This window comes from Viridibacillus sp. d25.2 (genome assembly GCF_055456015.2).
The window spans coordinates 1,638,222-1,660,423 of the sequence record NZ_CM196652.1 but is presented as its reverse complement, the minus strand read 5'-3'; the positions used below and the strand labels follow the sequence as shown (position 1 = coordinate 1,660,423).

25 protein-coding genes are annotated in these 22,202 nt (G+C 35.4%); 5 read left to right on the top strand and 20 right to left on the bottom strand.

Annotated features, from left to right (window positions below; all coding sequences use genetic code 11):
- Window positions 1-166 precede the first annotated feature (166 nt).
- The 6 genes from ltrA to ACZLO7_RS08185 all read right to left on the bottom strand — a co-directional run bounded on the left by ltrA (window position 167) and on the right by ACZLO7_RS08185 (window position 5,819).
- Complete coding sequence (gene ltrA, locus ACZLO7_RS08210; RefSeq protein WP_464941439.1) at window positions 167-1,927, bottom strand: group II intron reverse transcriptase/maturase; 1,761 nt, start codon at window positions 1,925-1,927, stop codon at window positions 167-169.
- A gap of 859 nt (window positions 1,928-2,786) precedes the next feature.
- On the bottom strand, window positions 2,787-3,251 hold the full coding sequence (locus tag ACZLO7_RS08205; RefSeq protein ID WP_464940336.1) for a GNAT family N-acetyltransferase: 465 nt from the start codon (window positions 3,249-3,251) through the stop codon (window positions 2,787-2,789).
- Window positions 3,252-3,389: 138 nt separating this feature from the next.
- Complete coding sequence (locus ACZLO7_RS08200; RefSeq protein ID WP_464940335.1) at window positions 3,390-3,851, bottom strand: NUDIX domain-containing protein; 462 nt, start codon at window positions 3,849-3,851, stop codon at window positions 3,390-3,392.
- 309 nt (window positions 3,852-4,160) lie between these two features.
- Window positions 4,161-4,682 (bottom strand): hypothetical protein, encoded by a 522-nt coding sequence (locus ACZLO7_RS08195; RefSeq protein WP_464940334.1) that lies wholly within the window; start codon window positions 4,680-4,682, stop codon window positions 4,161-4,163.
- Window positions 4,683-4,760: 78 nt separating this feature from the next.
- Window positions 4,761-5,228: a GNAT family N-acetyltransferase gene (locus tag ACZLO7_RS08190; RefSeq protein ID WP_464940333.1), complete on the bottom strand. Its 468-nt coding sequence runs from the start codon at window positions 5,226-5,228 to the stop codon at window positions 4,761-4,763.
- Between the two features lie 117 nt (window positions 5,229-5,345).
- Window positions 5,346-5,819, bottom strand: a complete 474-nt coding sequence (locus ACZLO7_RS08185; protein WP_464940332.1) for an 8-oxo-dGTP diphosphatase — start codon at window positions 5,817-5,819, stop codon at window positions 5,346-5,348.
- Window positions 5,820-6,235: 416 nt separating this feature from the next.
- Between ACZLO7_RS08185 and ACZLO7_RS08180 the strand changes: the two genes are divergently transcribed.
- Window positions 6,236-6,724 (top strand): hypothetical protein, encoded by a 489-nt coding sequence (locus ACZLO7_RS08180; protein ID WP_464940331.1) that lies wholly within the window; start codon window positions 6,236-6,238, stop codon window positions 6,722-6,724.
- 1,518 nt (window positions 6,725-8,242) lie between these two features.
- Here ACZLO7_RS08180 and ACZLO7_RS08175 read toward each other — a convergent pair.
- The 9 genes from ACZLO7_RS08175 to ACZLO7_RS08135 form a co-directional block, all read right to left on the bottom strand.
- A complete protein-coding gene (locus tag ACZLO7_RS08175) occupies window positions 8,243-9,019 on the bottom strand; it encodes a sulfite exporter TauE/SafE family protein (RefSeq protein WP_464940330.1) in 777 nt (258 codons plus the stop codon).
- 60 nt (window positions 9,020-9,079) lie between these two features.
- The gene (locus ACZLO7_RS08170; protein ID WP_464940329.1) at window positions 9,080-9,307 is read right to left on the bottom strand and encodes a sulfurtransferase TusA family protein; all 228 of its coding nucleotides are present in this window, start codon (window positions 9,305-9,307) and stop codon (window positions 9,080-9,082) included.
- A gap of 80 nt (window positions 9,308-9,387) precedes the next feature.
- Complete coding sequence (locus tag ACZLO7_RS08165; protein WP_464940328.1) at window positions 9,388-10,515, bottom strand: MBL fold metallo-hydrolase; 1,128 nt, start codon at window positions 10,513-10,515, stop codon at window positions 9,388-9,390.
- A 76-nt stretch (window positions 10,516-10,591) separates the two neighbouring features.
- Window positions 10,592-10,987 (bottom strand): DsrE/DsrF/DrsH-like family protein, encoded by a 396-nt coding sequence (locus ACZLO7_RS08160; RefSeq protein WP_464940327.1) that lies wholly within the window; start codon window positions 10,985-10,987, stop codon window positions 10,592-10,594.
- Window positions 10,988-11,005: 18 nt separating this feature from the next.
- Window positions 11,006-11,569, bottom strand: coding sequence for a sulfurtransferase TusA family protein (locus ACZLO7_RS08155; RefSeq protein WP_464940326.1), 564 nt, complete (start codon window positions 11,567-11,569; stop codon window positions 11,006-11,008).
- A gap of 54 nt (window positions 11,570-11,623) precedes the next feature.
- Entirely contained in the window at window positions 11,624-11,920 is a 297-nt protein-coding gene (locus ACZLO7_RS08150) for a rhodanese-like domain-containing protein (protein WP_464940325.1), read from the bottom strand.
- 5 nt (window positions 11,921-11,925) lie between these two features.
- A complete protein-coding gene (locus ACZLO7_RS08145) occupies window positions 11,926-12,273 on the bottom strand; it encodes a rhodanese-like domain-containing protein (RefSeq protein ID WP_464940324.1) in 348 nt (115 codons plus the stop codon).
- A gap of 520 nt (window positions 12,274-12,793) precedes the next feature.
- Complete coding sequence (locus tag ACZLO7_RS08140) at window positions 12,794-13,288, bottom strand: chemotaxis protein CheW (protein WP_464940323.1); 495 nt, start codon at window positions 13,286-13,288, stop codon at window positions 12,794-12,796.
- Window positions 13,289-13,316: 28 nt separating this feature from the next.
- Window positions 13,317-14,435, bottom strand: a complete 1,119-nt coding sequence (locus ACZLO7_RS08135) for a M20/M25/M40 family metallo-hydrolase (RefSeq protein WP_464940322.1) — start codon at window positions 14,433-14,435, stop codon at window positions 13,317-13,319.
- Between the two features lie 277 nt (window positions 14,436-14,712).
- Between ACZLO7_RS08135 and ACZLO7_RS08130 the strand changes: the two genes are divergently transcribed.
- A complete protein-coding gene (locus ACZLO7_RS08130; protein ID WP_464940321.1) occupies window positions 14,713-15,216 on the top strand; it encodes a GNAT family N-acetyltransferase in 504 nt (167 codons plus the stop codon).
- 497 nt (window positions 15,217-15,713) lie between these two features.
- Here ACZLO7_RS08130 and ACZLO7_RS08125 read toward each other — a convergent pair whose 3' ends face one another.
- Together ACZLO7_RS08125 and mce are read right to left on the bottom strand one after the other, a co-directional pair.
- A complete protein-coding gene (locus tag ACZLO7_RS08125; protein ID WP_464940320.1) occupies window positions 15,714-17,261 on the bottom strand; it encodes an acyl-CoA carboxylase subunit beta in 1,548 nt (515 codons plus the stop codon).
- A gap of 6 nt (window positions 17,262-17,267) precedes the next feature.
- The gene (mce, locus tag ACZLO7_RS08120; RefSeq protein WP_038184839.1) at window positions 17,268-17,678 is read right to left on the bottom strand and encodes a methylmalonyl-CoA epimerase; all 411 of its coding nucleotides are present in this window, start codon (window positions 17,676-17,678) and stop codon (window positions 17,268-17,270) included.
- Window positions 17,679-17,802: 124 nt separating this feature from the next.
- Here mce and prli42 point away from each other — a divergent pair, with 124 nt between their 5' ends.
- Entirely contained in the window at window positions 17,803-17,895 is a 93-nt protein-coding gene (prli42, locus tag ACZLO7_RS08115; RefSeq protein ID WP_464940319.1) for a stressosome-associated protein Prli42, read from the top strand.
- A 507-nt stretch (window positions 17,896-18,402) separates the two neighbouring features.
- Window positions 18,403-18,951, top strand: coding sequence for a stress protein (locus tag ACZLO7_RS08110; protein WP_464940318.1), 549 nt, complete (start codon window positions 18,403-18,405; stop codon window positions 18,949-18,951).
- 299 nt (window positions 18,952-19,250) lie between these two features.
- Here the strand turns inward: ACZLO7_RS08110 and ACZLO7_RS08105 are convergent, their stop codons facing one another.
- On the bottom strand, window positions 19,251-19,871 hold the full coding sequence (locus ACZLO7_RS08105) for a hypothetical protein (RefSeq protein ID WP_464940317.1): 621 nt from the start codon (window positions 19,869-19,871) through the stop codon (window positions 19,251-19,253).
- 179 nt (window positions 19,872-20,050) lie between these two features.
- Here ACZLO7_RS08105 and ACZLO7_RS08100 point away from each other — a divergent pair, with 179 nt between their 5' ends.
- Entirely contained in the window at window positions 20,051-20,401 is a 351-nt protein-coding gene (locus ACZLO7_RS08100) for a tyrosine-type recombinase/integrase (RefSeq protein WP_464940316.1), read from the top strand.
- A gap of 140 nt (window positions 20,402-20,541) precedes the next feature.
- Here ACZLO7_RS08100 and ACZLO7_RS08095 read toward each other — a convergent pair whose 3' ends face one another.
- A complete protein-coding gene (locus ACZLO7_RS08095; RefSeq protein ID WP_464940315.1) occupies window positions 20,542-21,528 on the bottom strand; it encodes an aromatic acid exporter family protein in 987 nt (328 codons plus the stop codon).
- Between the two features lie 82 nt (window positions 21,529-21,610).
- Window positions 21,611-22,051 carry a BrxA/BrxB family bacilliredoxin gene (locus ACZLO7_RS08090; RefSeq protein ID WP_464940313.1) on the bottom strand — a complete coding sequence of 147 codons (441 nt, stop codon included), beginning with the start codon at window positions 22,049-22,051 and terminating at the stop codon, window positions 21,611-21,613.
- Between the last annotated feature and the right edge of the window lie 151 nt (window positions 22,052-22,202).

Sequence of the window (22,202 nt, the reverse complement as noted above, 5' to 3'; positions counted from 1 at the left end):
TTACATTTTCCTTCTTCAACTAACCGTTAGTAATAGGTAAGCATTTGAAGTTATCTCCAGCTTTTCCCCTACTCCACACGGAACGTGCCAGTTTCCAAGCATACCGCGTTCCATCTAGCGATGGTATTATTAATTATAAGTTTCAAGTTACTCTTGTTGATTTGGGTTATTTGATTATTTCTAGCTCACATTTTTCTCGATATTTATTGATTTTTTCTAACATCGATTCAGTGATGCCCAAAGTTTTTATGAGTGTATTCGCCTTAATTTTGTCGGTCATATGGATTAATTCATGTATCTCTCTTTGGAGAATACGTAGATTATTGAATTTGTCGCTTCCACCAAGATACTTAGGTATATAATGGTGACAGTAGACATTTTGTGCTTGTAGGAACATGCCAGTTATTTCACATTTTCCTTTTTTCATACTGTATCTACTAATCCGATTATCCATATATTCGACACTCCGTGTCGATATTTTTGATTCCATTAACAATACTATTTCCTGTCTTATATCTTTACTCAACCGTGTGGATATTTGCACTCGACCTTCTTCGGTAAATGGGGTTATACTTTGAGTAAAGCCAATCACATTTTTAGTTTTGATGATTCCGAGAGGAAAGAGGTATATCCCGGCGATTTTATAAGTTTTAGAGCCTAAGCCATAGAACTTTTTATACACAGGTGGAGGATTGTTAGGATGTTCATATTTACCAACGGGTTTAAGACGATTGTACATAGATGCACCTATTTCATAGGCAAGTCGTGAGAACGCTAAGTTGACGTGAGTAGCTCTGCTAAAATAATTGTGTAACCCTAAGACAAAACTATTAAAGCGCATAGCATTTTGAGTAGTTGGCGATGTTCGGAGTATTTCTATTCGTTTCTTTGCATCCGCCTTAATTTTCTGCATCTTTTCAGCTTTGACAAACGTATGTGCAACTCGCTTTATTCCTTTACGATTGGCACGTATTGTGAAACCAAGAAACGCAGACTCATTCTTGCGCAGATTAATAATCTTCGATTTTTCTGGTGAAATATCAAGTTTTAAACGTTCTTTTAAAAATAATTTAACTGCATGATACCACTTTTCGGCAGTTTTCCAGTCTCGACAGATGATTTTAAAGTCATCAGCATACCTAACTATGTAGCCTTCTTTTAAGTGAGTTCGATTCTTTGCAAGAAGTTGACCTCTAGTTTTAAGTGATTTATGGAGGGGAAATAGTTCCCATTGGTCCGCAATCCACTGGTCCAATTCATTTAGTACAATATTAGACAATAACGGTGAAAGTAGGCCACCTTGTGGAGAACCCTTTGTCGGAATACCTTCTCCATCCACTTCAGCCTTTAGCATTTTGGATATACAGGCAAGGACCTGTCTATCCCGAATACCTAAATTCCATAACTGCTTAATAAGCAAGGTATGATTGATATTATCAAAGAACCCTTTTATATCCACATCTACAACGTAGTGGAGTTTCGACCGATTAACTAGAAATTGAATTCTTGCCATCGCATGATGAGTAGACCGTAAAGGTCTAAACCCATAGCTATGATTATAGAAATGAGCCTCTGCAATAGGCTCTAACACTTGTTTAAAGCACAGTTGTATGATTCTATCCAGAATGCATGGAATACCTAATGGTCGCATCTTGCCATTATCTTTTTCGATTAGTTTACGTCTGACTTTCTTTGGACGATAATTTTTCAGCTTACTTTGTATTTCTTCTACTAAATCGTTCTCTGATCGTTTCTCTATGTCTACAATAGTTTTACCATCTGTTCCAGGGGTCTTCGACCCTTTATTTGACTTGATTGTTCGATACGCTAATAAAATATTGTTCCTCGACGTGATGATGTCGTATAGCAGATGGAATGATTCTTTATTTTTGGCTCGTTGATGTAAGTCTGTAAAGGTGTCTGTCATCCCGTAATAATCCCAATATCGTAGAGCTTGCACTGTGGCATCATTCCTCTTTGAAGTGATGTTCCCACGTTCTTACCCGACCGGTGCAATGCACAGTTGAAAAATAATTATTACTTATCGCTAGACTTGGGGCTGTTCCTCCAACTCCATTACAGAGGTCTCACTGGTCGTACCCCTACCCTCATAAGGACAAATGCATTTCGCCATATCGCTTATAGCAACCGTTTCGGGTGACAGCCCTTGAGACAACGTTCCTTATTTTCCAAGTCCCTTATAACCTAGCTATATTTCTTCTAAACTTAGGTGCTTCCTGTAAGCCTGTGAGCTGGATACCGCCATTGTTCGGTATAACGTGTTTCATAGAAGCAATTTTTACTCCACGTCACTCACTCCATCGTTGGATGGTACACAAGTTTCCTTATGCTCTAACTTTAGACCCGTACATCCGGAAGTTCGTCTGTTCTTTTCCACAAGAAAATTCTCACCATATTTAGTTTTTCAGCCATCCGGCATATCCATTGGCATACCTTTTCCGTGAGGAGTGGCTTCAGCCTTTGTTCTGCCGACTTCACCTGAGCTTCAGACCCCATAATCTGTCCCTTATGACGCATGCAGGAATCTTAATGGGATAGTTTCAAAATACATGGTTTTATCATTTCTATCCTCAGTTATAAAGTTAGGATTCCCCAAGGAATCCTTTGTTTTTTCACACATTAGTGCTTATAACAAAACTTGTCGCGCTGCTACGTTAGTTTAAGTGTAACAGTTCACACACTGAATCACCCAAATCAACTAAATGTTCTAGGCATAAAAATAGACCATCTTTACGATGATCTTGTTTAACTAAAGCACCCGTAAATTAGCATTGGTAAGTCATTTTCAGAAATTCAAAACTATCTCCATTTGTATCCTGCATAAAAGTATCAACTTCTTCAAATCCAATTTTTCTATATACTTTTACCGCCCTCTGATTGAAAGTTGCTACTGATAACATTATTTTTTGGGGTGCATATTTTGATTCAGCAAACTCTATACCTGCTTTTAAAAATTCCAATCCATTTCCATTACCAGTTAGATTTGGTCTCAACCCTAACCCTATATCGATAGTATTTATATCTACTTGATTAAAGCTAAAGAAACCTATAATATCATTGTCTTTAGTAACAACAAAGTTTGAGTCACCTCGTTTATTTGGGTCTAAGAACTCAACTAAATCTTCTTTATCTGCCTCCATATCGTAAAAAGAATACTCCGCATCATAGTGCCAATTAAATGCAATTTCTTCCGCTTGTTCTTGTGTCATAATTTCAAACTTATACCCCATAATTATCCTCCTTATATCACAATTACAATAACGACCATCTATATACCTACTTCAATTAACCTGCCCCGTTAGTTGCAGAAAAGAAGAGTTGTCTGAACAACTTAAAGATCTTCTACTAAATACCTTGTTAATAACAAGTTAATTTATATCTCCAAGATAAACTGGTAAATTTTCACCATTTAAATATCCAATTATATATTTTTTTAACTCCTTTGGGTATAGCCTGTAATTTAATAAATCCTCAATATGAATCCACTCAACACCTACCTGATGATTATCAGGATTTGTTGGTTTTATTGGAATTTCAGTTCTGCTTAGCTGACATAAAAAATAATATTCTATTTGATGAATATCAAAATCAAATTCAGCGTATTCATGATTTTTCCCTATATACTCCCTGATATGTAATAATTCTTGGATATCTATATTAAGTCCAATTTCTTCAATACACTCTCTTTTTAAAGTGGTATGGAATGTTTCACCATGATCTTGCCCTCCACCAGGACAAAGAAAAAAATACCCCTCGTCATCTTGGTTTTTAGTTAATAATATTTTTTTCCCATCCAAAATAATTGCCTTTACGGAGTTCCTAACTTGCATATCTTACCCTCCTTTCTTTTTTTATATCCAAATTATAGCATTTATTAATCAACTAATCTGCCCGTTAGTTCAATAAGAAAAAAGCCATTCTTTAACCCTTTACCTTTTTCCAAATTGCTTTAAGCTAGAAGTACAGTCGGTCAATAACTACCTGCCCTGTAATGATGATAGGCACATTAATAAATAATTAGAAAACAAAAAGACCACCCGTCACGGAGTGGTCTTTTCTTGTTTTGTATTTATACAATAAGAAAGGCTTCTTCAACTAAAGCACCCGTTTAGTTGAAGAAGTTCATGTTAATTGTATAGTTAAGTGAGTTCTTTTACAGTTATTTCAAGTGTATCTCCATCAAGTTCTAACTCTACATGTTTACTCCAATTAAGAAATTCATCGCATGTAATCAGTAATTTATTATTCGACCAATCATTAAATTTAACTGTATCCATTTTAATTGGACTTTCTAATGATATTTTATCATTTAGTGTTGATTCTATTTTTTCAATACCATAATAATCCGCAATTATGAAATCACCTAATGGTGCTACGGTTAAACATTGATATTGAGGTTGGGATTCATATTCAGTTATCTCTCCGCTAAAACAGTCAACTTGAAATAAATAATCAGAAGTGAGAACAAGAATTTTGTTATGTTTTTTTGAAAGTGCAACAGCCCTTGATAAACCTCTAAACTGACCACACCATTCATTGCAATCTTCTTCAAACTTTACCCAAGTCCAATTTGGGGAATTCCAAGGACTTGATATGTCATAAATCCTCTCCTTGAATTGTCCCGAATAAGGCTGGTTTATTATTTCTACTTTGGTTATCACTTTTTTATCCTCCCAAAAGTGGTTGTAAGTTCTCATAATCATAATAATGCCTTATCCTTCTTAAAGTAAACTGCCCCGTTAGTTTAATAACTTCTTTAAATCAATTCTTGTGTAGGTTTTATCATAAGAAGTACCATCATCATTAAAAAAAATTGCTTTTTTTAAATATGGTTCTGAAATAGCTTCGTAACCGAGTCTTTTAATTAACTTTATCATTTTGGGATTTTCTATTGGGTCAACACTCACAAATATCTCAGAATAACCTAGTTTTTTTGCAATATTCTCTCTATATCTTATTAAACCTGAACCTATACCATTACCACGATAGTTCTCTTTTACATAAAGGTCACTTAATTTAGGGAGCAAATTACCTTTTATTTTAAGAACCGCAAAACCTAATATTAGTGCGTCTTGTTCAGCAATTACCAAATATACTTCTTTTCTCGCAAATTGCTTTAAATAATTCGTGAATAAATCTTTATTATTTCTAATATTGCATAATCCCGTTAAGTCGTTTTCATTTGCCAATCTTATTGAGTGCTTCACTTTAACTCCTCCTATTTTTAATAGCTTGTTCCATTAAACTGCATCTTAAGAGAAAAGAGCCGCCTAAGCAGCTCAACGATTTTACACTAAAGGGGCAGTTTAGTTGAATAAGAAGTTTTATGTGTTACGTATAGTAACTTTCCCTTCTTTATTTTCCTCGTGGTTCCATTCAACTTGAATTTCAAATGTTCCATCTTTAAAAAACAAAGGAAATCTTCTCCGTATTGATGTCTGCATAGGAAGTTTAAATGCTTTCTCTATATCTACCCAAACTGCTTTCCCTTCTGGAGCATCTTCCAAGAGTTCGCCCTCGAATTCCTTTGTTATGTAATTAAATATCATATATCTATCTTTAGTGACTGGATTAACATATTCATAAAGCCCTTTATAAATTAGGTTTCTAACTTCTAACCCAGTTTCTTCTTTTACTTCTCTGATAGCACTCTCTACAACACTTTCAGGAAACTCAACTTTACCACCCGGTGGAATAAATCCTTTGAAATTGTCGTGTTGTCTGTCCAGAAGTAAAACCTTCTCTTCACTTTGAATCATACAAACAGTCCATATTTTACAATTAATAGAATTACTCATAATTCCCTCCATACTTTTCACATAAATATTACCATATAAATGTACTTCTTGTTCGACTAACCTGCTGCGTTAGTTCAATAAGATTTATTTTTTATTAACGAACTCATTAACCTCTTTGATTGAATCAGTTGAAAGACTGTAAATAGTGTGAGTGTCTTTTTATGTTCATAATTGTTCCACTGTCTTCTGAAATCCAAAGGGAATACGACTCTTCACCAAGGCTGAATGTATACTGTGGATTTGTCATATCGGCACTCTCTGTTCTCCTTTTTCCGCATATCATTAAAAAGTCAGATTTATTTCTTTAAATATATAAGCATTTCAACTATACTTATCAATAATGTAATGTTATAGAAAATATAGAATTATATTTAAAGATGACCGATATTATGAAGTCTGTAGATGGAGGTTTAGAGATGAGAAAATTTTTACAATCAGTAATTATTGTTTGCCTGGTACTAGCGTTAAGCGCTTGTGGTAACAACGAAAAAGCAGAGAAAGAGGAAAATCAATCTAAAACGAACAGTACAACTAAAGAAGTCGAAAATACAAAAAAAGAACTTTCCAATCTAGATAAATTATCAGGTAATTGGAAGTATACTTTGAACGGAAATGAAGAATTAGTAGCTATTTCCGTTAAAGATTCTAAATACATAACTTTAAAAATAACAGAGACTCAAGAGGTGGGTGTATTAACCTTGGAAGTGAAGAATGCAGAAGATACTGCGACATCTGCCTCATTAATCAAGGCCAATTCGAAACCGGTATCAGATGTAGAAGCTGTATTTAAAGTATCAGAAGATGGAAACGTATTGAATGTGACAATAGGTGAGGATTCAGAGGAATTCAACCGCACATCGGAAACATTAGTTGATTTTTTAGCAAAACGTGGGGTTGAACAGTAATTGATTTAATTAGAAAGTGCCTTTATTATTGTTAACTTTGGACATTTAAAGTGGTAAATGTTCCCCATGCGCTTGAATTTCTAACTGTTCAAATTACCAGAGATCTCGGATACGCAGCCAGAGTAAAATTAATCTAAAAGAGCCCTTTGTGTAAAAATAACGGGATCTGTTTCGAGGTGCAAAACAGCAAATAAATAATCATTTAGAGTCTGATTTCATCACTGAATCAGACTCTTTATTTTTACTGATATATCAGTGATTTAGCTGTTATATCCTTTCTTTTTGAATCTAAATTAAACACTGAATTAACAACCGTACAATGGCTTATGTACGGCTATTTTACAAAAAATAATTATTTTCTTTTGTTCTTCTTTATACGTTACTTTGGGAGAGACTTGCACCTATTTTAAGTGCTAAATTGCACTATACAACCCTTTTTGCTTTTTTATTTTTCTAAAAGGAGTCACCGTCAACATTACGGAAATTTTATACGCTAAGTGAATTTCAACCTAAAAAAGTCGAATTCCTGTACTCTATGGAATTCGACTTTTTTTATTTTCCTTGTTAACCTAAAGCTCCCGTTCGTTTTAAGCTAAACAGTTCACCCCCTACTTGCTTAAAGGCTGGTTGGGATCTAGATCTCGTATAACAAGCGAAGCTATGACAGTGCAAGAGGATTAGGGGTTACCGGTTAATAGAATTTTAGGAGGAGATTAATGATGAATCCAGTCATAGGTCTGGATGTAGCAAAAGGCGAAAGTCAGGTTCAAACATTTTTAGATAAAATGCAGCCATACAAAAAAATGCTTTAAAGTAGCACAAACTCTTGAAGGTTTAGCTAGTCTTTTAGATTTTATTAAAGAAGTAGAAGATGTCTCCGATGAACGGCCTCCCATTAGAAGAGTAAACAGATAATCAGTTATTTATATAATCCATTACTTCTTGTATATAGTTTTCCAATGGTTGTCCTGTATTCACAGTGATACACCTATAGTTGGAGGGTTTTTTGCTATTTTGAAACGTATGATTAAAAGCGGCTTCTGATTTTATCTCGCGATTTTTCAATCTATAATTTATCTCTTTGAAGTCATCAAGATAATACTCAATATATGTCTTGAGAAAAGCAAAATGCATAAATATAATCCTAAATCTTTGGACCGATTAAAAGCGAAGGATCAATAACTCCATTAAATATTTTTTCATTCACATCTTTCCCCCGACTAATTTTGGTTGGTCTTTAAATTATATATAAGTACGATCTTCTTATTGGACTAACCTGCTGCGTTAGTTGAATAAGATATAAATTAATATCTAACTTATACTATACTTCCATATTACTCCTTTTAGCACAAATAAAAGCTGAACTAATACAAAAATTAGTTCAGCTTTAAAATAACTTATTATAATGTTACACATTGTATAAAGAATACTGATACATTAAGTGCATCACTTAAAATCTTGACTTTTATTAAAACAAATGAATGCTACTTTTCTTTTTCACCTTATTCTCTTCTTGTTTTATAATATATCCATCCATACTTTTATTGCTGTTAAGAGAATAAGAACTGCTAACAGTCGTTGTAACAGTTTTGTATTCATTTTCTTGCTCACACGCGCGCCAATTGGAGCTGCGATAAGACCTGCAACAATCACAATCAATGCAGGTACATAGTCAATTTGACCAGTTGCAATTTTTCCGAAAGATCCTGCAATAGAAGATATAAATGTTACTGCTAAACTAGAGGCAATTGTCATTCGTGTTGGAATACGTAAGATAAGTAGCATGATAGGGATTAATAGAAATCCACCTCCAGCACCCACTACACCTGAGCCTATACCAACAATGAATGCTAGGGTAGCTGCTAGTGGAGCATTAAATTTAACTTCTTCAAGTGGAATATTATCAACTTTCTTCTTCGGGATGAACATCATAATCGCTGCAAGTAATGCTAGAATGCCATAGACAATATTCACCGTTCCTTCTGATAACTGTCCGGAACCGAAACTTCCGATTAATGTACCAAATAATACAGTCGTACCCATGATCGTAATTAGTTTTTTATTTAAAAAGCCTCCATTTCGGAAAGCAAGGACACCTGCTATGGATACAAATAATACATCTAACGCACTTATACCGGATACCTCATGTGCAGTAAAAGCTGTAAAACCAAAAATAGGCGGCACATATAGTAGGAGTGGGTATTTAACAATGGCTCCACCAATTCCCAACATACCTGAAATAAAGGATCCGATTAAGCCAATCGTAAATAAAGTAAGGATATACATTACATCCATTTTATTTCCTACTTTCTATTTAAAATGGCGAACATTCATTCATGAAAACCCGCCAACCTCTTATGCTTTTTGAATAAAGAATGTGAATACTCCATCAACTTCCGCTTGTTCTAGCATCGTATGACCACCTGAATTTGCCCATGCAGGCATATCTGCAAGTGCCCCCTTATCTGTTACGTGAATTTCTAGTACTTCACCTGAATTAAGTGTATCCATTGCTTTCTTTGTTCGAACGATTGGCATTGGACAAGCTAATCCTGTTGCATCTACTACTTTATTTGAATTCATTTAAATCTCTCCAATTCAATAGTGTTTTGATTTTCAAAGGATTGGATGAACTCCAATCCTTTATAAGTTTTTTCATTTTATTAACGTACTGCACAACGGTTTGGACCGATTTCCATTTCTGTTTGTTCATCATTTTCCGGAGTGATTCTCCCCATGTTTACTTGACGGATTTGTTGATATGCATTTGGTTGCGGTGGTAAGTTGTCTGTTACGATAGATCGGAATTCCGCTTTATCTTCTATATTTAAACCATGATTATCAGCAAAAAGATTCACTAAAGGCTTAGATACCGTACCGTCTTCATTTAATTCATCGATGATCATGAAGTGAGCTGGTAGCACGATTAAATCTTCAGCAAGTTCACGGTAGCGCTTATACAAAGTTTCACGAAGATCTTCTACCCAGTCCTCTGCAAGCCCTGCTAAGTCTGGGCGACCAATCGAATCGATAAATAAGATATCTCCTGTTAAAAGGTATTTTCCATCGACAACAAATGATGTCGAACCAATTGTGTGACCTGGTGAATAAAGTGCACCAACATCTATTTTTGAAGCACCCATTTGTACTGTTAAACCATCTTCAAGAGGTGTGTAAGCAAATACGACTTCTTCTGCGTCTTTAGGTGGTAAGTAGTAAGTGGCACCTGTATCATGTGCAATATGGCGACCGCCCGAAATATGGTCTGCATGTAAATGTGTATCAAACACGTGTTTTATTGTCACATTTTTCTCTCGAGCAAATTTTGTGAAAATCTCTGTAAATCGAACAGCGTCAATAATCGCAGCTTCCTCTCCAGAGATAATCATATAAGAGAGACACCCTTTGCCTAATCGAACAAATTGATATAGTTCTCCCCCATTTGCTAAATCCCCAACTTTAATCGGCTCTAAATACATACTCCAAGTTTTCATACCACCTTCTAAGTATCCAACGTCACGACCCGCGTCAGAAAGCATTTCTGCAATCATTATTGATGATCCCTCTTTTGCACAGACAACTAATACATCTTTGTCTGTAGGAATTTGAGGTAGAATTCCTTCGACCCCATCAAGAAGTTCAAAATAAGGAATGTTTAAATAATCGAATTTATGTCCTTCGATTTTCCAGTCTTCGAATGCGTCTTTATTTCGTACATCTAAGATGAATAACTCTTGATTTTCGATGACTTTACGAGCAACTTGTTTTGCTGTCCATTTATTCAATGTCATTTTCAATTACCCCCATAGGTATATTTAGAAGTTTTTTTATGAGAGGACTTACGCCCCCTCATTAGAAATTTCATTATTAGAAAGTTAGTGTTGGTGCTGCATCTTTTGCGAATTCAAGGAATGTCACAGCACCCCCTACATCAATACCATCTACAAAGTCTTCTGTAGTTAACCCCATTACGTCCATTGTCATTTGACAACCGATGAATTTTACACCTAACTCTTGTGCCATTTCGACTAATTGTGGAATACTTGGAACGTTGGCTTTTGCAAACCCTTCAGCCATAAACTCTTTACCTTCAGGCATAGGTAGTGCTTGCATAGCTTGTTTGTGGATTAAATTTAACCCTTCAAATGTGAAAAAAATTGTTACTTCCTTTTCTGAAGCTGCTGCTGCTGTTGCGATATTGAATACTTTATAGGCGTCGAACAGACCACCGTTACTTGCTATAATTGCTACTTTGTTTGACATTATAAATTCCTCCTAAAATTAAATTGTTTTTGTTAAATCGCCATTCCAGTTCGTCATACCTGGTAAGACGTTATACACTTTTGTAAAGCCTTCTTTTTCAAGCTTTTGTGCTGCCAAATCACTCCGTTTGCCTGTACGGCAAATGACATAGATTTCTTGATTTTTATCTAATTCATTCAGACGAGATTCTAACTCTCCCATCGGAATTGATATTGCCCCTTCAATATGACCAAACGCAAACTCAGCTTCCTCACGAACATCTAAGATAAGCCCACCTTTTGTAGCACGCATGATGATTTCTTCATTTGAAATTGTTTTTTCAAATATTTTTTCAACTACTGTATCATTTGAACATTTGCGAATGTAATGGAATAGCACATCGTCTTCTTCAGCTGTCCCAATATATTGATGTCCCACTGTTTCGACCCAAGCTGCTAAATCGGCTTTTGAACCTTTATCGGTTGCTTGCACTTCTAAAATTTGACCATCTACCAAGTTATTCATTGCCTTCTTCGTTTTAACAATCGGCAATGGGCAAGCTAACCCTTTTGCATTTAACTGTACATCTGCTTTTACTGCCAATACTATTCCCTCCTTATACCTACAGGGGTATGTTTTATTTTAAAAAAATGTAGATTATTGAACTTCTCCTTCCCAAGACATCATCCCTCCAACCATATTCGTTGCGTTGTATCCTTTAACTGTTAAAAATTCAGTTGCTCTTCCACTTCGTGCACTCGAACGACAAACCATAATATATTGTTTGTTTTTGTCAAGGTCTTGTAATTGAAACTCCAATAAATCTAACGGAATATTAACGATTCCTGCGATATGTTCTTCTTGTACTTCAGAAACTTCACGAACATCGATTAAATTCAATTCTTCGCCTTTTTCTAAATGTTGTTGTACTTCTTTTACTGTAATTTCTTTCATATTAATCATCCTCTCCAAGCGCTCATACCGCCTCGAACATTCGTGATGTTTTCATAACCAAATTTTTTAAGTTGTTTACATGCTTGACTGCTACGCATCCCACTTTGGCAAATGACAACAATTTCTTTATCCTTTGGTAACTTTGAAAAACTAGATCCAAGTGGGATATTTTTAAATTGACGAATATTTCTACCTTTGTATTCGCCAGGTGTTCGTACATCAATAAATACTTTATCTTCATCATTTACAATATCGCTCAATTGCTCTGTTGAAATTGATTTTATTCCCTTTGTAGGCATCATGCGCCAAGCAAGAAAAACTATAATCAAGACAACAATAATTGCTAATCCCATCATGCTCCTCCTTATTAAACTAAATTTGCGTTTCGTTCTCGTTCCACATCAACCAATTAGCTCCTATTCAGATTATTACATATACCAGTTATTTCACTGCCTCTTGAATCGATTCATTCGTTTGTGATTAATCACTTTCTGCTAAGTTCTCACTTTCAAATGCACAAACTACACAGGAACGTACTGCAGAAAGTTGTGGAATGACTCTCTTGAAATATTCACCATTATTCCATAGTTCATAAAATGCTTCTTAGTTGACCTGCTTACGTTTAATACTGTATGTCATAACTGCACTCCTATTACAACTCCCACTATATACCCCGTAGGGTATAAAGTCAACGAATAAATTCATATAAATATTTTTTGCTGAGCTAACAACACAGTAATGATTTCATTTCTACAATAAGAGTATAATTATTAATTTAGTCTATTAAAAAATTCGTGAGCCTATGTAGTAAGTATTTTACTGCAAATAAAAAAGACATCCTGATGTCATGAAATGACTCAGAATGTCCTTTATCTAAATGTTTGAAGCCTCTACTTCTTGCTCGTCTTTCTTTACTTTTTGCATATACGCTTTTAGTTCTTTAATTCCTTCTAACGAGTTTACGAGTACTGATGGTGATACTACTGTAATCATACGATTATCTAAATTCGCTACTGCGGTGAAATATTGTGTTTTGGCATAATTCACCAAACCCATTTGCTGTAAATGTTCAGTTGGAATATCGAGAATTTCTTTAGCCTCAACTACTAGTAAGCCAAATAAGAAATCATCTACTTGTAATACAACCACGCGTACTTGCTCTCCTATAGCTTGACCCTTGTATAAGATCTGCTCGAAATCTAATATTGGCAATAGCTCTCCGCGCATTCTCATTAAACCTGTTACATAGCTTGGTAAATGTGGAATGGGATTAACATGCTCCATTTTCTCAATTGATACGACATGATCAACAGGAACGGCGTATTCTTCTTGACCACAACGGAAAACGACTACTTTACTACTAGACATTGGCTTCTTCCTCTTCTTGTGATATGTGTTATTTTACTTCAGAAGCGCATTTTACTACTTCCACTAATAGGTCCGCAAGTTTTTCTAATTCTTCAACTGGGATACGTTCCTTTGTTGTGTGGATGTCTTCATAGCCAACAGCAAGATTGACTGTAGGGATGCCAAATCCAGCAATCACGTTTGCATCACTACCCCCACCACTTGTCATAATTACTGGTGTTCGATCAATTTTACGAACTGCTTCTTGGGCCACTTTCACGACTAAATCATCTTCTGTAAAATGGAAACCTGGGTACATGCGCTTAATAGTTATTTCGGCTTTTCCGCCCATTTTTTCAGCCGTTTGTTCGAAAACTTCTTTCATATGAATAGTTTGTACTTCTAATTTTGCTTCATTAATTGAACGAGCTTCAGCTAAAATATGCACTTCATCACAAACGATATTCGTTGCTTGTCCACCTTCGAAGCGACCAATGTTCGCTGTTGTTTCAGCATCTAGACGACCTAATTTCATGGCCGCAATTGATTTTGCTGCAATAGTAATGGCTGATATTCCTTTTTCAGGTGCAACACCAGCGTGAGCTGTTTTACCATAAATGACAGCTTCCACTTTTGCTTGGAATGGCGCTGCTGTTACGATGCCACCCACTTTACCATCACTATCTACTGCAAAGCCATATTTGGCAAAGATTTTCGATGGATCAAGCTCTTTTGCTCCAGCTAAACCACTCTCTTCACCAGCAGTAATGATGTACTGAATATCGCCATGCGCAATATTTTGTTCTTTTAAGCGTTTTGGTAATTCAAGAAGTGCTGCTAACCCAGCTTTATCATCTGCACCTAAAATCGTTGTGCCATCAGAATGGATATAACCGTCTTCTTTTATGATTGGTTTAACTCCTTTACCAGGCACTACTGTGTCCATATGCGAAGTAAAGTAAATTGGTTGGGCATCTGTATTACCGCGCAGTGTACAGATTAAGTTACCTGAAGCATGTCCATTACGGCTTGCTGCATCATCTTCTTCAACTTCAAAGCCCAATGCTTCGAATTTAGTTTTTAATACAGGTGAAATTTTCTCTTCATGGAATGTTTCAGAATCAATTTGTACGAGTTCCAAAAATTCTTCTACGATACGACTTGTCATTATGTAAGAGCTCCTTTGTTAAATAATTTCTTTATCTTTATATTCCCTTATTTTAGCATAGAATAACAATGAACTCTTGTAATTAACTTTAGCATTCCCTTATTTCTATTTTTGTTTTCAAGAATAAATTTATTAATTTCCTATTAACATAAGTTTTGACATTAATTTTCATTAAAGTAATACTAATAATAAACTATAGATTTCTATTATTTACAAAAAAATATTTTATTCAAACCTACAGCTAATCGTCATTTTTATCAGTTTGAAAGGAGTTCTTATGAACATTAGATTGTTAAAACCATTAGATGCAAAAAATTATTGGGAATTGAGATTAGAAGCATTAGAACATGATCCAGAGGCATTTGCATCGAGTTATGAAGAAGCGATTAAAAGAGAAAAACCTGTAGAGAGTGTTACTAAAAATTTATCGAACGAAGGAAATTTTACATTTGGAGCTTTCAATGGAGAGGAACTAATTGGTGTTGTGACTATGCTGCAAGAAACGTCATTAAAAGTCCGACATAGAGCAAATATTTTTGCTATGTATGTAAGTCCTAAAATGCGTGGTTTAGGTGTAGGAAAAGCGCTCTTATCAGAAGCGATCAATTATGCAAAATCCAGTGAAACAATAGAAAAACTTAATTTAGAAGTAGTAACTGCTAATGTAAATGCAAAGAATCTTTATACTACATTTGGATTCAAAAGTTATGGATTAGAAGAGCGTGCACTAAAAATTAATGACAAATATTATGATTCGGAACATATGGTGTTGTTCCTCTAAAAATAATGCACTTCCACAGATCAGTACTTTCAGAGGCATTTCTAGTCAAAAAGAGCACCTCCGGTTGTTAGTTTTTCATAACAATTGGAGGTGCTTTTCATATTTGTTGGTCTTTACTGTTTGTCTAGTGTTGATAAGCGTGCCTAACAATGCTTGTCGGAGGCCCACACGATGGGGGTTATGCAACCGTTGCGACAGGACGTCGCGAACTTAGGTTATATAAACGGGCGTCCTCAGCATTTACTTAGATATCCAGCTTCGGACGCCAGCTGCTTGGGTCACTTAGGCCCACAGGATGTGGGTCATGCAACTGTTGCGACAGGACGTCGCGAACTTAAGTTGCTTTCAGATATTCTCGGACAAAAGCTGAGGTTATGCTTTTGTTTCAGGCCAGCATGATGCTGGTCATGCAGTCGGTGCCACAGGACGTGGCGTTCTTAGACTGCTTTCCTTTCCCAGTGCCTGGCTATCTTCCTTTAAACGGGCGTCCTCAGCATTTAAAGTGGGATATTCCCATGTTTCTTAGCTGGTCTTGTTTCTTTTTTCGTTTTCATCATATCAAGTGCTTGGATTAGCTTGATACGAGTTTCGCGAGGGTCGATTACATCGTCTACTAAGCCGTGAGATGCTGCTACGTATGGGTTTGCGAATTTTTCGCGGTATTCTTCAATCTTCGCAGCACGTGTTGCCTCTGGATCTTCACTGTTATCAATTTCTCGAGCGAAGATGATGTTTGCAGCGCCATTTGGTCCCATAACAGCAATTTCAGCGTTTGGCCAAGCGTATACCATATCAGCACCGATAGCTTTAGAATTAAGCGCTACATATGCACCACCGTATGCTTTACGAAGGATGACAGTAATTTTAGGTACAGTTGCTTCTGAGTATGCATAAAGGATTTTTGCTCCATGACGGATGATACCGCCATGCTCTTGTTTAATCCCTGGGAAGAAGCCAGTAACATCTTCAAATGTGATGATTGGAATATTAAATGAGTCGCAGAAACGGATGAAGCGAGATGCTTTATCAGATGAGTCAATATCAAGCCCGCCAGCCATTACTTTAGGTTGGTTACAGACTAAACCTACAACGTCGCCTTTAATGCGTGCAAGTCCTACTACGACATTTTTTGCAAATTCTTTATGTACCTCTATAAACGAACTTGGATCAACGATTTCTTCAATAACTTTGCGAATATCGTATGGACGAGTCGCTTCTACTGGAACTAACTCAATAATATTTTCTAAATAATCGTCATTCTCTTGTGGTTCAATACTTGGTGGTTTTTGTTCGTTATTTTGAGGTAGGTAAGCAAGTAAATCACGTACTTGTTGTAATACCTCTTCTTCAGATGGTCCGCGGAAATGTGCAGCACCACTGATTGAGTTGTGGACTTTTGAGCCACCTAAATCTTCAGAAGAAATTTTCTCGCCTGTTACTGTTTCAATTACTTTTGGTCCTGTGATGAACATTTGGCTTGTCTTATCTACCATGAATACGAAGTCAGTAATTGCCGGTGAATATACTGCTCCCCCCGCACAAGGTCCCATGATAACTGAGATTTGTGGAATCACACCAGAATAGATAGAGTTACGGTAGAAGATATGACCATATCCATCAAGAGATACAACTCCTTCTTGGATACGAGCACCGCCAGAATCATTTAGGCCAATGAAAGGCGTACCGTTTTTAGCCGCTAAATCCATAACATTCGCAATTTTCATTGCATGCATTTCCCCAAGTGCACCGCCGAAAACTGTAAAGTCTTGTGAGAACAGGTAGATTGGACGACCGTTTACTTTACCGTAACCTGTAACAACGCCGTCTCCTGGTCCTTCTTTTGTATCCATACCAAAGTCTGTAGTTCGATGTTTTACGAAAGGATTAATCTCAACAAAAGTACCTTCGTCTAACAGTAAGTTAATACGTTCACGTGCAGTTAATTTACCTTTTTCATGTTGTTTTACGATGCGGTCATCACCGCCACCTAATTCAATCTCACGTTTTCTATCATATAACTCATTGATTTTATCGAACATATCCATAGATGATTACTCCCCCGACTCACTTTTATCGTATAACTCGTAAAGCACACCATTAGATGACTTTGGATGAATAAAGGCCATTTTTGAGCCGCCAGCGCCTGGACGTGGTTCATCTGATAGTAAGCGAACGCCTTGTTCGCGAAGGTCTGCCATCTTCCCTTCAATACCTTTAACCCCTAGAGCAACGTGATGAATACCTTCGCCTCTTTTTTCAATAAACTTAAAGATAGCGCTTTCTTCACTCATCGGTTCAAGCAATTCAATATGTGTATTCCCCGCATCTATAAATGCTACACGAACTTGCTCAGTCACTACTTCTTCTATTTTTAACAAAGGTAAGCCTAACACATCTGTGTAATATGTAATTTGTTCGTCAAGATTACGTACTGCAATACCGATATGGTCAACGTTCTCCACTTCTCCCCAACTCCTTCTTTGTTGTATAACACAATTGTACATAATTTATAAAAAAAACTCTAGCACTTGTGTAATTTTTCAAATTTGATAGAATATTTGTAGGAAAAGAAGGAGCGAACGAGAAATGAGTAATAAGAAATTTCAAAAAATCGTTGTTTATGCAATGATTGCTATTATGGTTATTTCTACATTAGCTTTCGGCTTAGCATTGCTATAATTTACTTAGCACGTCTGAATTGAGCGATTGTAAACAACACCATACAAACTAAAAAACAGCGTCATATAAGGCATCAAGCCTGTGTACGCTGTTTTTTTTATATACAATTATTAAGATTCTAGGTTCTTTCTTTTTCCCGTACTATCAATATAATTCATCTTCAATTCATTGTTTTGGGAACTTCTTGGGGGACATGAAGGACTTATCACTTTTTTGGGACTATAAAATTTTAAAGGACTGTAACAGAAAATAGTGCTGGCAGGAGCATATATTTCTAATAGAATAAAAATATTAAGAGCGATGGCAAATCAGCTATCGCTCTTTATTACCCTAGTCGCATTTCTACTTTCTCTTTTGCTTTGTACAAATACTCGTTTCTGTTGCAAGAAACAAAACAGGCGATTACTATTCTATTAACTAATCACACATGAATACACCTCACTAATACTAGTGACAATATACCCATTTTGTTTTATAGTAATATATATACATAAATAGGAGGATTTTATGAGTAACAATACATTAAATAAAATACTAGGTACATTACTTGTTCTACTACTAATCGCGGTAGTTGTTCTCGTTATTGACATGCGAGATGGTAATAATAATCAAAGTGCAAAAGTCACAACTACGACAACTGAAAAAGAAAATGAAAAAGAAGAAGACGCTACATCAAAAGGCACTGTTGAAAAGATTCTTAATTCAATTGGCAAAAAAGCTTCAGTTAATACTATTTTAAAACGATTCAAAAAAGATGGATTAGAAGTAGGCGAAGTGTCTGATTTAGCAAATAAAGAATTTGGAAATATACGTAAGGAAGGTAAACGTGTTTTAATTCCATCACTTGGAGAGGATGCTGGTGGTCGATTATTCGAATTTGAAAATGAAAAAGATTTAGAAAAAGCTAAATCTTATTATGATGAATTAAGTAATGGGGCTCCTATGTTTTATTCACACACTCATCAAAGTGGTTTATTTCTTTTGCAAATGAATGGTGAGATGAGCGATGAAGACTTTGAGGAATACACGAATTCAATGAATTCTGCTGTAAAATAAATAAAAAGAGCGATGGCAAATCTAAACTGTACCCTATAAGATAGACACTTTCCTTTATTCCTGAACATTTTTCGTGAGGTTGGTAGTGCAATTTATTTTTTTGCATATAGGGTTTTAGGGTTATGGAATTTAAAAGACCAGACCGCCTATGAAGGTAATCTAGTCAATAATTATTAATTTTTTTGTAGCTTATCAGCCTCTGCAGATTATATTGTCGTTTCCCTATCTTCAAATCATAAGATGTAAGTCACTTCAATTATCAAACATTTTTTTGAATTTCATTTATTTACAATCTTTACTTAGCTATTTTCCCTTTGCTTTATCATAACAGCATTTTTAACTTCCTCAGTTATAACAAACATTTTAGAATATATTCCTTTTATTATTTCCTCTTTCTCTTTTTTGGATGGATCTTGAGCAGTAATATTTAATTGCCACGTTTTCACATCCCCATTATTAGGGTAATAACCAAATGCGTATATTACACTGTCTGTGACTCTTTTAGCATAATCCTTGTAACTAATTTCATCTTCGACGAAGGGGAAATAATATGCTTTAGTTTCTATAAAAAAGAAAGGTATATCTGACTTTTTAAATGTATTACTATAAGGCCCATCTGCAGCACTTTCTAAAAATTCTTTCATAATGAATATAGCATCATACTCTTCAACTTTTTTTATACTTAAATCTTTTAATGATATTTCTTGAAATTCAATATTTTTTTCTCTTATTTCTGGTGCATTTCCTAAGACACCAATCTTCAAAGGTATTCCCTTATACTCATCCACTTGGGGATTCTTATTGGTAGTTACTTCATTTTTAATATTTGTTTTATCTTGTATGTTTTGAGTTTGAGATGTACAACCCGATATCATACTTAATGCAATTGTAGATAAAATAATACTTTTCATCGTTTTCATTTCAAAACCTCCTAAAAATACAAAAAGCTGTTAAATAAATCTTAACAGCTTTTTACACTTATTAATCATTTAATTTTTTAAACAGAATAATATCATCATCTTCATAAATATATGCGTAACTACTAGAAGAAGTACCATTAGTATATCCCACAGAAGCAAAACCCGAGTCAAGACCAGCAGTGCTAGTTATTGTAGTTGTTCCAGAATTATGGAAAACACTAAATAGTTATCGAAAAATACCTATTGATGAAACAGTTATATCCACACTGAAAAAATATGAAGTCTTTTGTAAAAAGTTAAAACTCTCGGTAGGTATCTCTTTTACAGAGGATAATCAGATTTTCATTTCTCACTTAAATTTAGATGGGAATGGTGTTTCATCAACAAGAACAAATTTTAACTCTGCCGGTAAACAATTAGGTTTTCACGTACAACCGCATACTTTACGACATACTCACGCGTCCATCTTAATTGCAAGTGGCACTGATGTCGTGACCGTTGCAAACCGTCTGGGGACTCCTCAGAAATGATTTTAAAAGTTTATGCACATGCATCTGAAGAAAACAAAAATGTACCACTTGAAGTATTCAAAAACGCGCTTCAAATGTGATGCATTTTCATTTTCAATAAAAAATGGGGGACTTTTTGGGGGACTAGTCTGTTTTTAGCATTATGCATTCTTCGTAGAATGCTTACGTGACACGCTTAGTCCCTTAAAACTTTGCTTAATAGCAAGGTAGTGATCCATCTCCTCTATGAATTGATATAGAGATGCCATCGCAAGAAAATTTTCATGTGTCGTTGGCAATGGTAATTTTGCAAAATCTACTTTAACCGCATCTAATTTTTCTCTATATTTACTAGCCGTATTCCCGGAATGAACATTTTGAGACAAATCTCCCATAAAATCAGCTACCAATTCTGCTTGCTCCACAATTACGGGAAGATTTGTGATTTTAGGTAAGACACGTTCAATAATTTCAAGTTGTTGTTCACGTATATCAAAATACATATAATATAAATTTTCTCGTCTAGTTAAGTGATTTTCTACATCTTTATAGGCTAAGGATTTCGCTCGGTTTAACACTTCCATAGCTTCTACTAGTTCTTTACCATCCCAACTCGTGTCACCATTGCGTAAATATTTCTCAATCTCTATAAAGATTGCACGATAAAGCTCTTCAATGCGTATCCGATATTTTTCCAGCCTATGTTTGATATCTGGCATATATAAGTTCATGGCTAAACCTGTTCCGAATCCAATTAACATTAATGATAATTCATTTATTAACAGTTCATTTGTAAAATTCTCGGTATGAAAAATATGTAAAACAATAACGATACTGGATACGAATGCCGGAGTTATTTTCAACATCACTAAAATCGGCAAAAAGAGTAGTATCATACAGCCCAGTACGATTGGTTCATATGCGACACCTTCAAAAAATAGAAAGGCCAGAGTTATCCCAATAATACTTCCCAATATACGTGTATAAACTTCATACAGTGACTTTTTTTTCGTTGGTTGAATACTTAAAATCGTTAGAATGCCTGCAGAGGTATAGAAATCTAATCCGAAGAGTTGTGCTAATCCAATTGAAATAGTTGCACCAATTGCCGTTTTTAGCGTACGATAGCCTATTGAAAATCCTTTCATTAAATACCCTCCTTGTCATCTTTAACAGGAAAAAAAGCCGTCTCTAGCCAAATATGACATTGGAGACAGCTTTTTTCTATTATTATACTTCTTCGCAGTATTCTTCAAATAGAGCTTGAATATTAGTAATGACTGACATTGGGTCATGTCCTTCGATTTCGTGACGTCCAATTTCAGCTACAACTTGGCCATCTTTTAGTAAAACGAATGATGGAGATGATGGTAAATGATCCTCACCAAAGTGCATACGCGCTTGAGCAGTTGCTTCTTTATCTTGTCCAGCAAAAACAGTTACTAAATGTGTTGGTCGTTTATCATAATGTACAGCATGCGACGCTGATGGACGTGCGATACCACCTGCACAACCACAAACTGAGTTCACCATTACTAAAGTTGTTCCTTGGCGTTTAAATGCCTCATCTACTGCCTCAGGTGTAGTTAACTCTTCATAGCCACTAGCGACCATTTCTCCACGCGCTTGGCGTAGCATATCTGTCATAAACAAATCATAATCCATATTCATGTTGTAACGCTCCTTTCAAATTCTCTTTAACTATAACAGGTGATTAGATGCATTTCAAAGCACTTGTTCAAAAACAAGATGATTTCACGTACTATTATAAGTTTTGATAGTATTCAGGGTCGCCAAAAATTATTCGTTAGTCAAATAAGCG

Coding starts and splice junctions, on each gene's coding strand:
- ltrA (WP_464941439.1), bottom strand. CDS start 1,927: ATGACAGACACCTTTACAGACTTACATCAACGAGCCAAAAATAAAGAA.
- ACZLO7_RS08205 (WP_464940336.1), bottom strand. CDS start 3,251: ATGGGGTATAAGTTTGAAATTATGACACAAGAACAAGCGGAAGAAATT.
- ACZLO7_RS08200 (WP_464940335.1), bottom strand. CDS start 3,851: ATGCAAGTTAGGAACTCCGTAAAGGCAATTATTTTGGATGGGAAAAAA.
- ACZLO7_RS08185 (WP_464940332.1), bottom strand. CDS start 5,819: ATGAGTAATTCTATTAATTGTAAAATATGGACTGTTTGTATGATTCAA.
- ACZLO7_RS08180 (WP_464940331.1), top strand. CDS start 6,236: ATGAGAAAATTTTTACAATCAGTAATTATTGTTTGCCTGGTACTAGCG.
- ACZLO7_RS08175 (WP_464940330.1), bottom strand. CDS start 9,019: ATGGATGTAATGTATATCCTTACTTTATTTACGATTGGCTTAATCGGA.
- ACZLO7_RS08170 (WP_464940329.1), bottom strand. CDS start 9,307: ATGAATTCAAATAAAGTAGTAGATGCAACAGGATTAGCTTGTCCAATG.
- ACZLO7_RS08165 (WP_464940328.1), bottom strand. CDS start 10,515: ATGACATTGAATAAATGGACAGCAAAACAAGTTGCTCGTAAAGTCATC.
- ACZLO7_RS08160 (WP_464940327.1), bottom strand. CDS start 10,987: ATGTCAAACAAAGTAGCAATTATAGCAAGTAACGGTGGTCTGTTCGAC.
- ACZLO7_RS08150 (WP_464940325.1), bottom strand. CDS start 11,920: ATGAAAGAAATTACAGTAAAAGAAGTACAACAACATTTAGAAAAAGGC.
- ACZLO7_RS08145 (WP_464940324.1), bottom strand. CDS start 12,273: ATGGGATTAGCAATTATTGTTGTCTTGATTATAGTTTTTCTTGCTTGG.
- ACZLO7_RS08140 (WP_464940323.1), bottom strand. CDS start 13,288: ATGTCTAGTAGTAAAGTAGTCGTTTTCCGTTGTGGTCAAGAAGAATAC.
- ACZLO7_RS08135 (WP_464940322.1), bottom strand. CDS start 14,435: ATGACAAGTCGTATCGTAGAAGAATTTTTGGAACTCGTACAAATTGAT.
- ACZLO7_RS08130 (WP_464940321.1), top strand. CDS start 14,713: ATGAACATTAGATTGTTAAAACCATTAGATGCAAAAAATTATTGGGAA.
- ACZLO7_RS08125 (WP_464940320.1), bottom strand. CDS start 17,261: ATGGATATGTTCGATAAAATCAATGAGTTATATGATAGAAAACGTGAG.
- prli42 (WP_464940319.1), top strand. CDS start 17,803: ATGAGTAATAAGAAATTTCAAAAAATCGTTGTTTATGCAATGATTGCT.
- ACZLO7_RS08110 (WP_464940318.1), top strand. CDS start 18,403: ATGAGTAACAATACATTAAATAAAATACTAGGTACATTACTTGTTCTA.
- ACZLO7_RS08105 (WP_464940317.1), bottom strand. CDS start 19,871: ATGAAAACGATGAAAAGTATTATTTTATCTACAATTGCATTAAGTATG.
- ACZLO7_RS08095 (WP_464940315.1), bottom strand. CDS start 21,528: ATGAAAGGATTTTCAATAGGCTATCGTACGCTAAAAACGGCAATTGGT.
- ACZLO7_RS08090 (WP_464940313.1), bottom strand. CDS start 22,051: ATGAATATGGATTATGATTTGTTTATGACAGATATGCTACGCCAAGCG.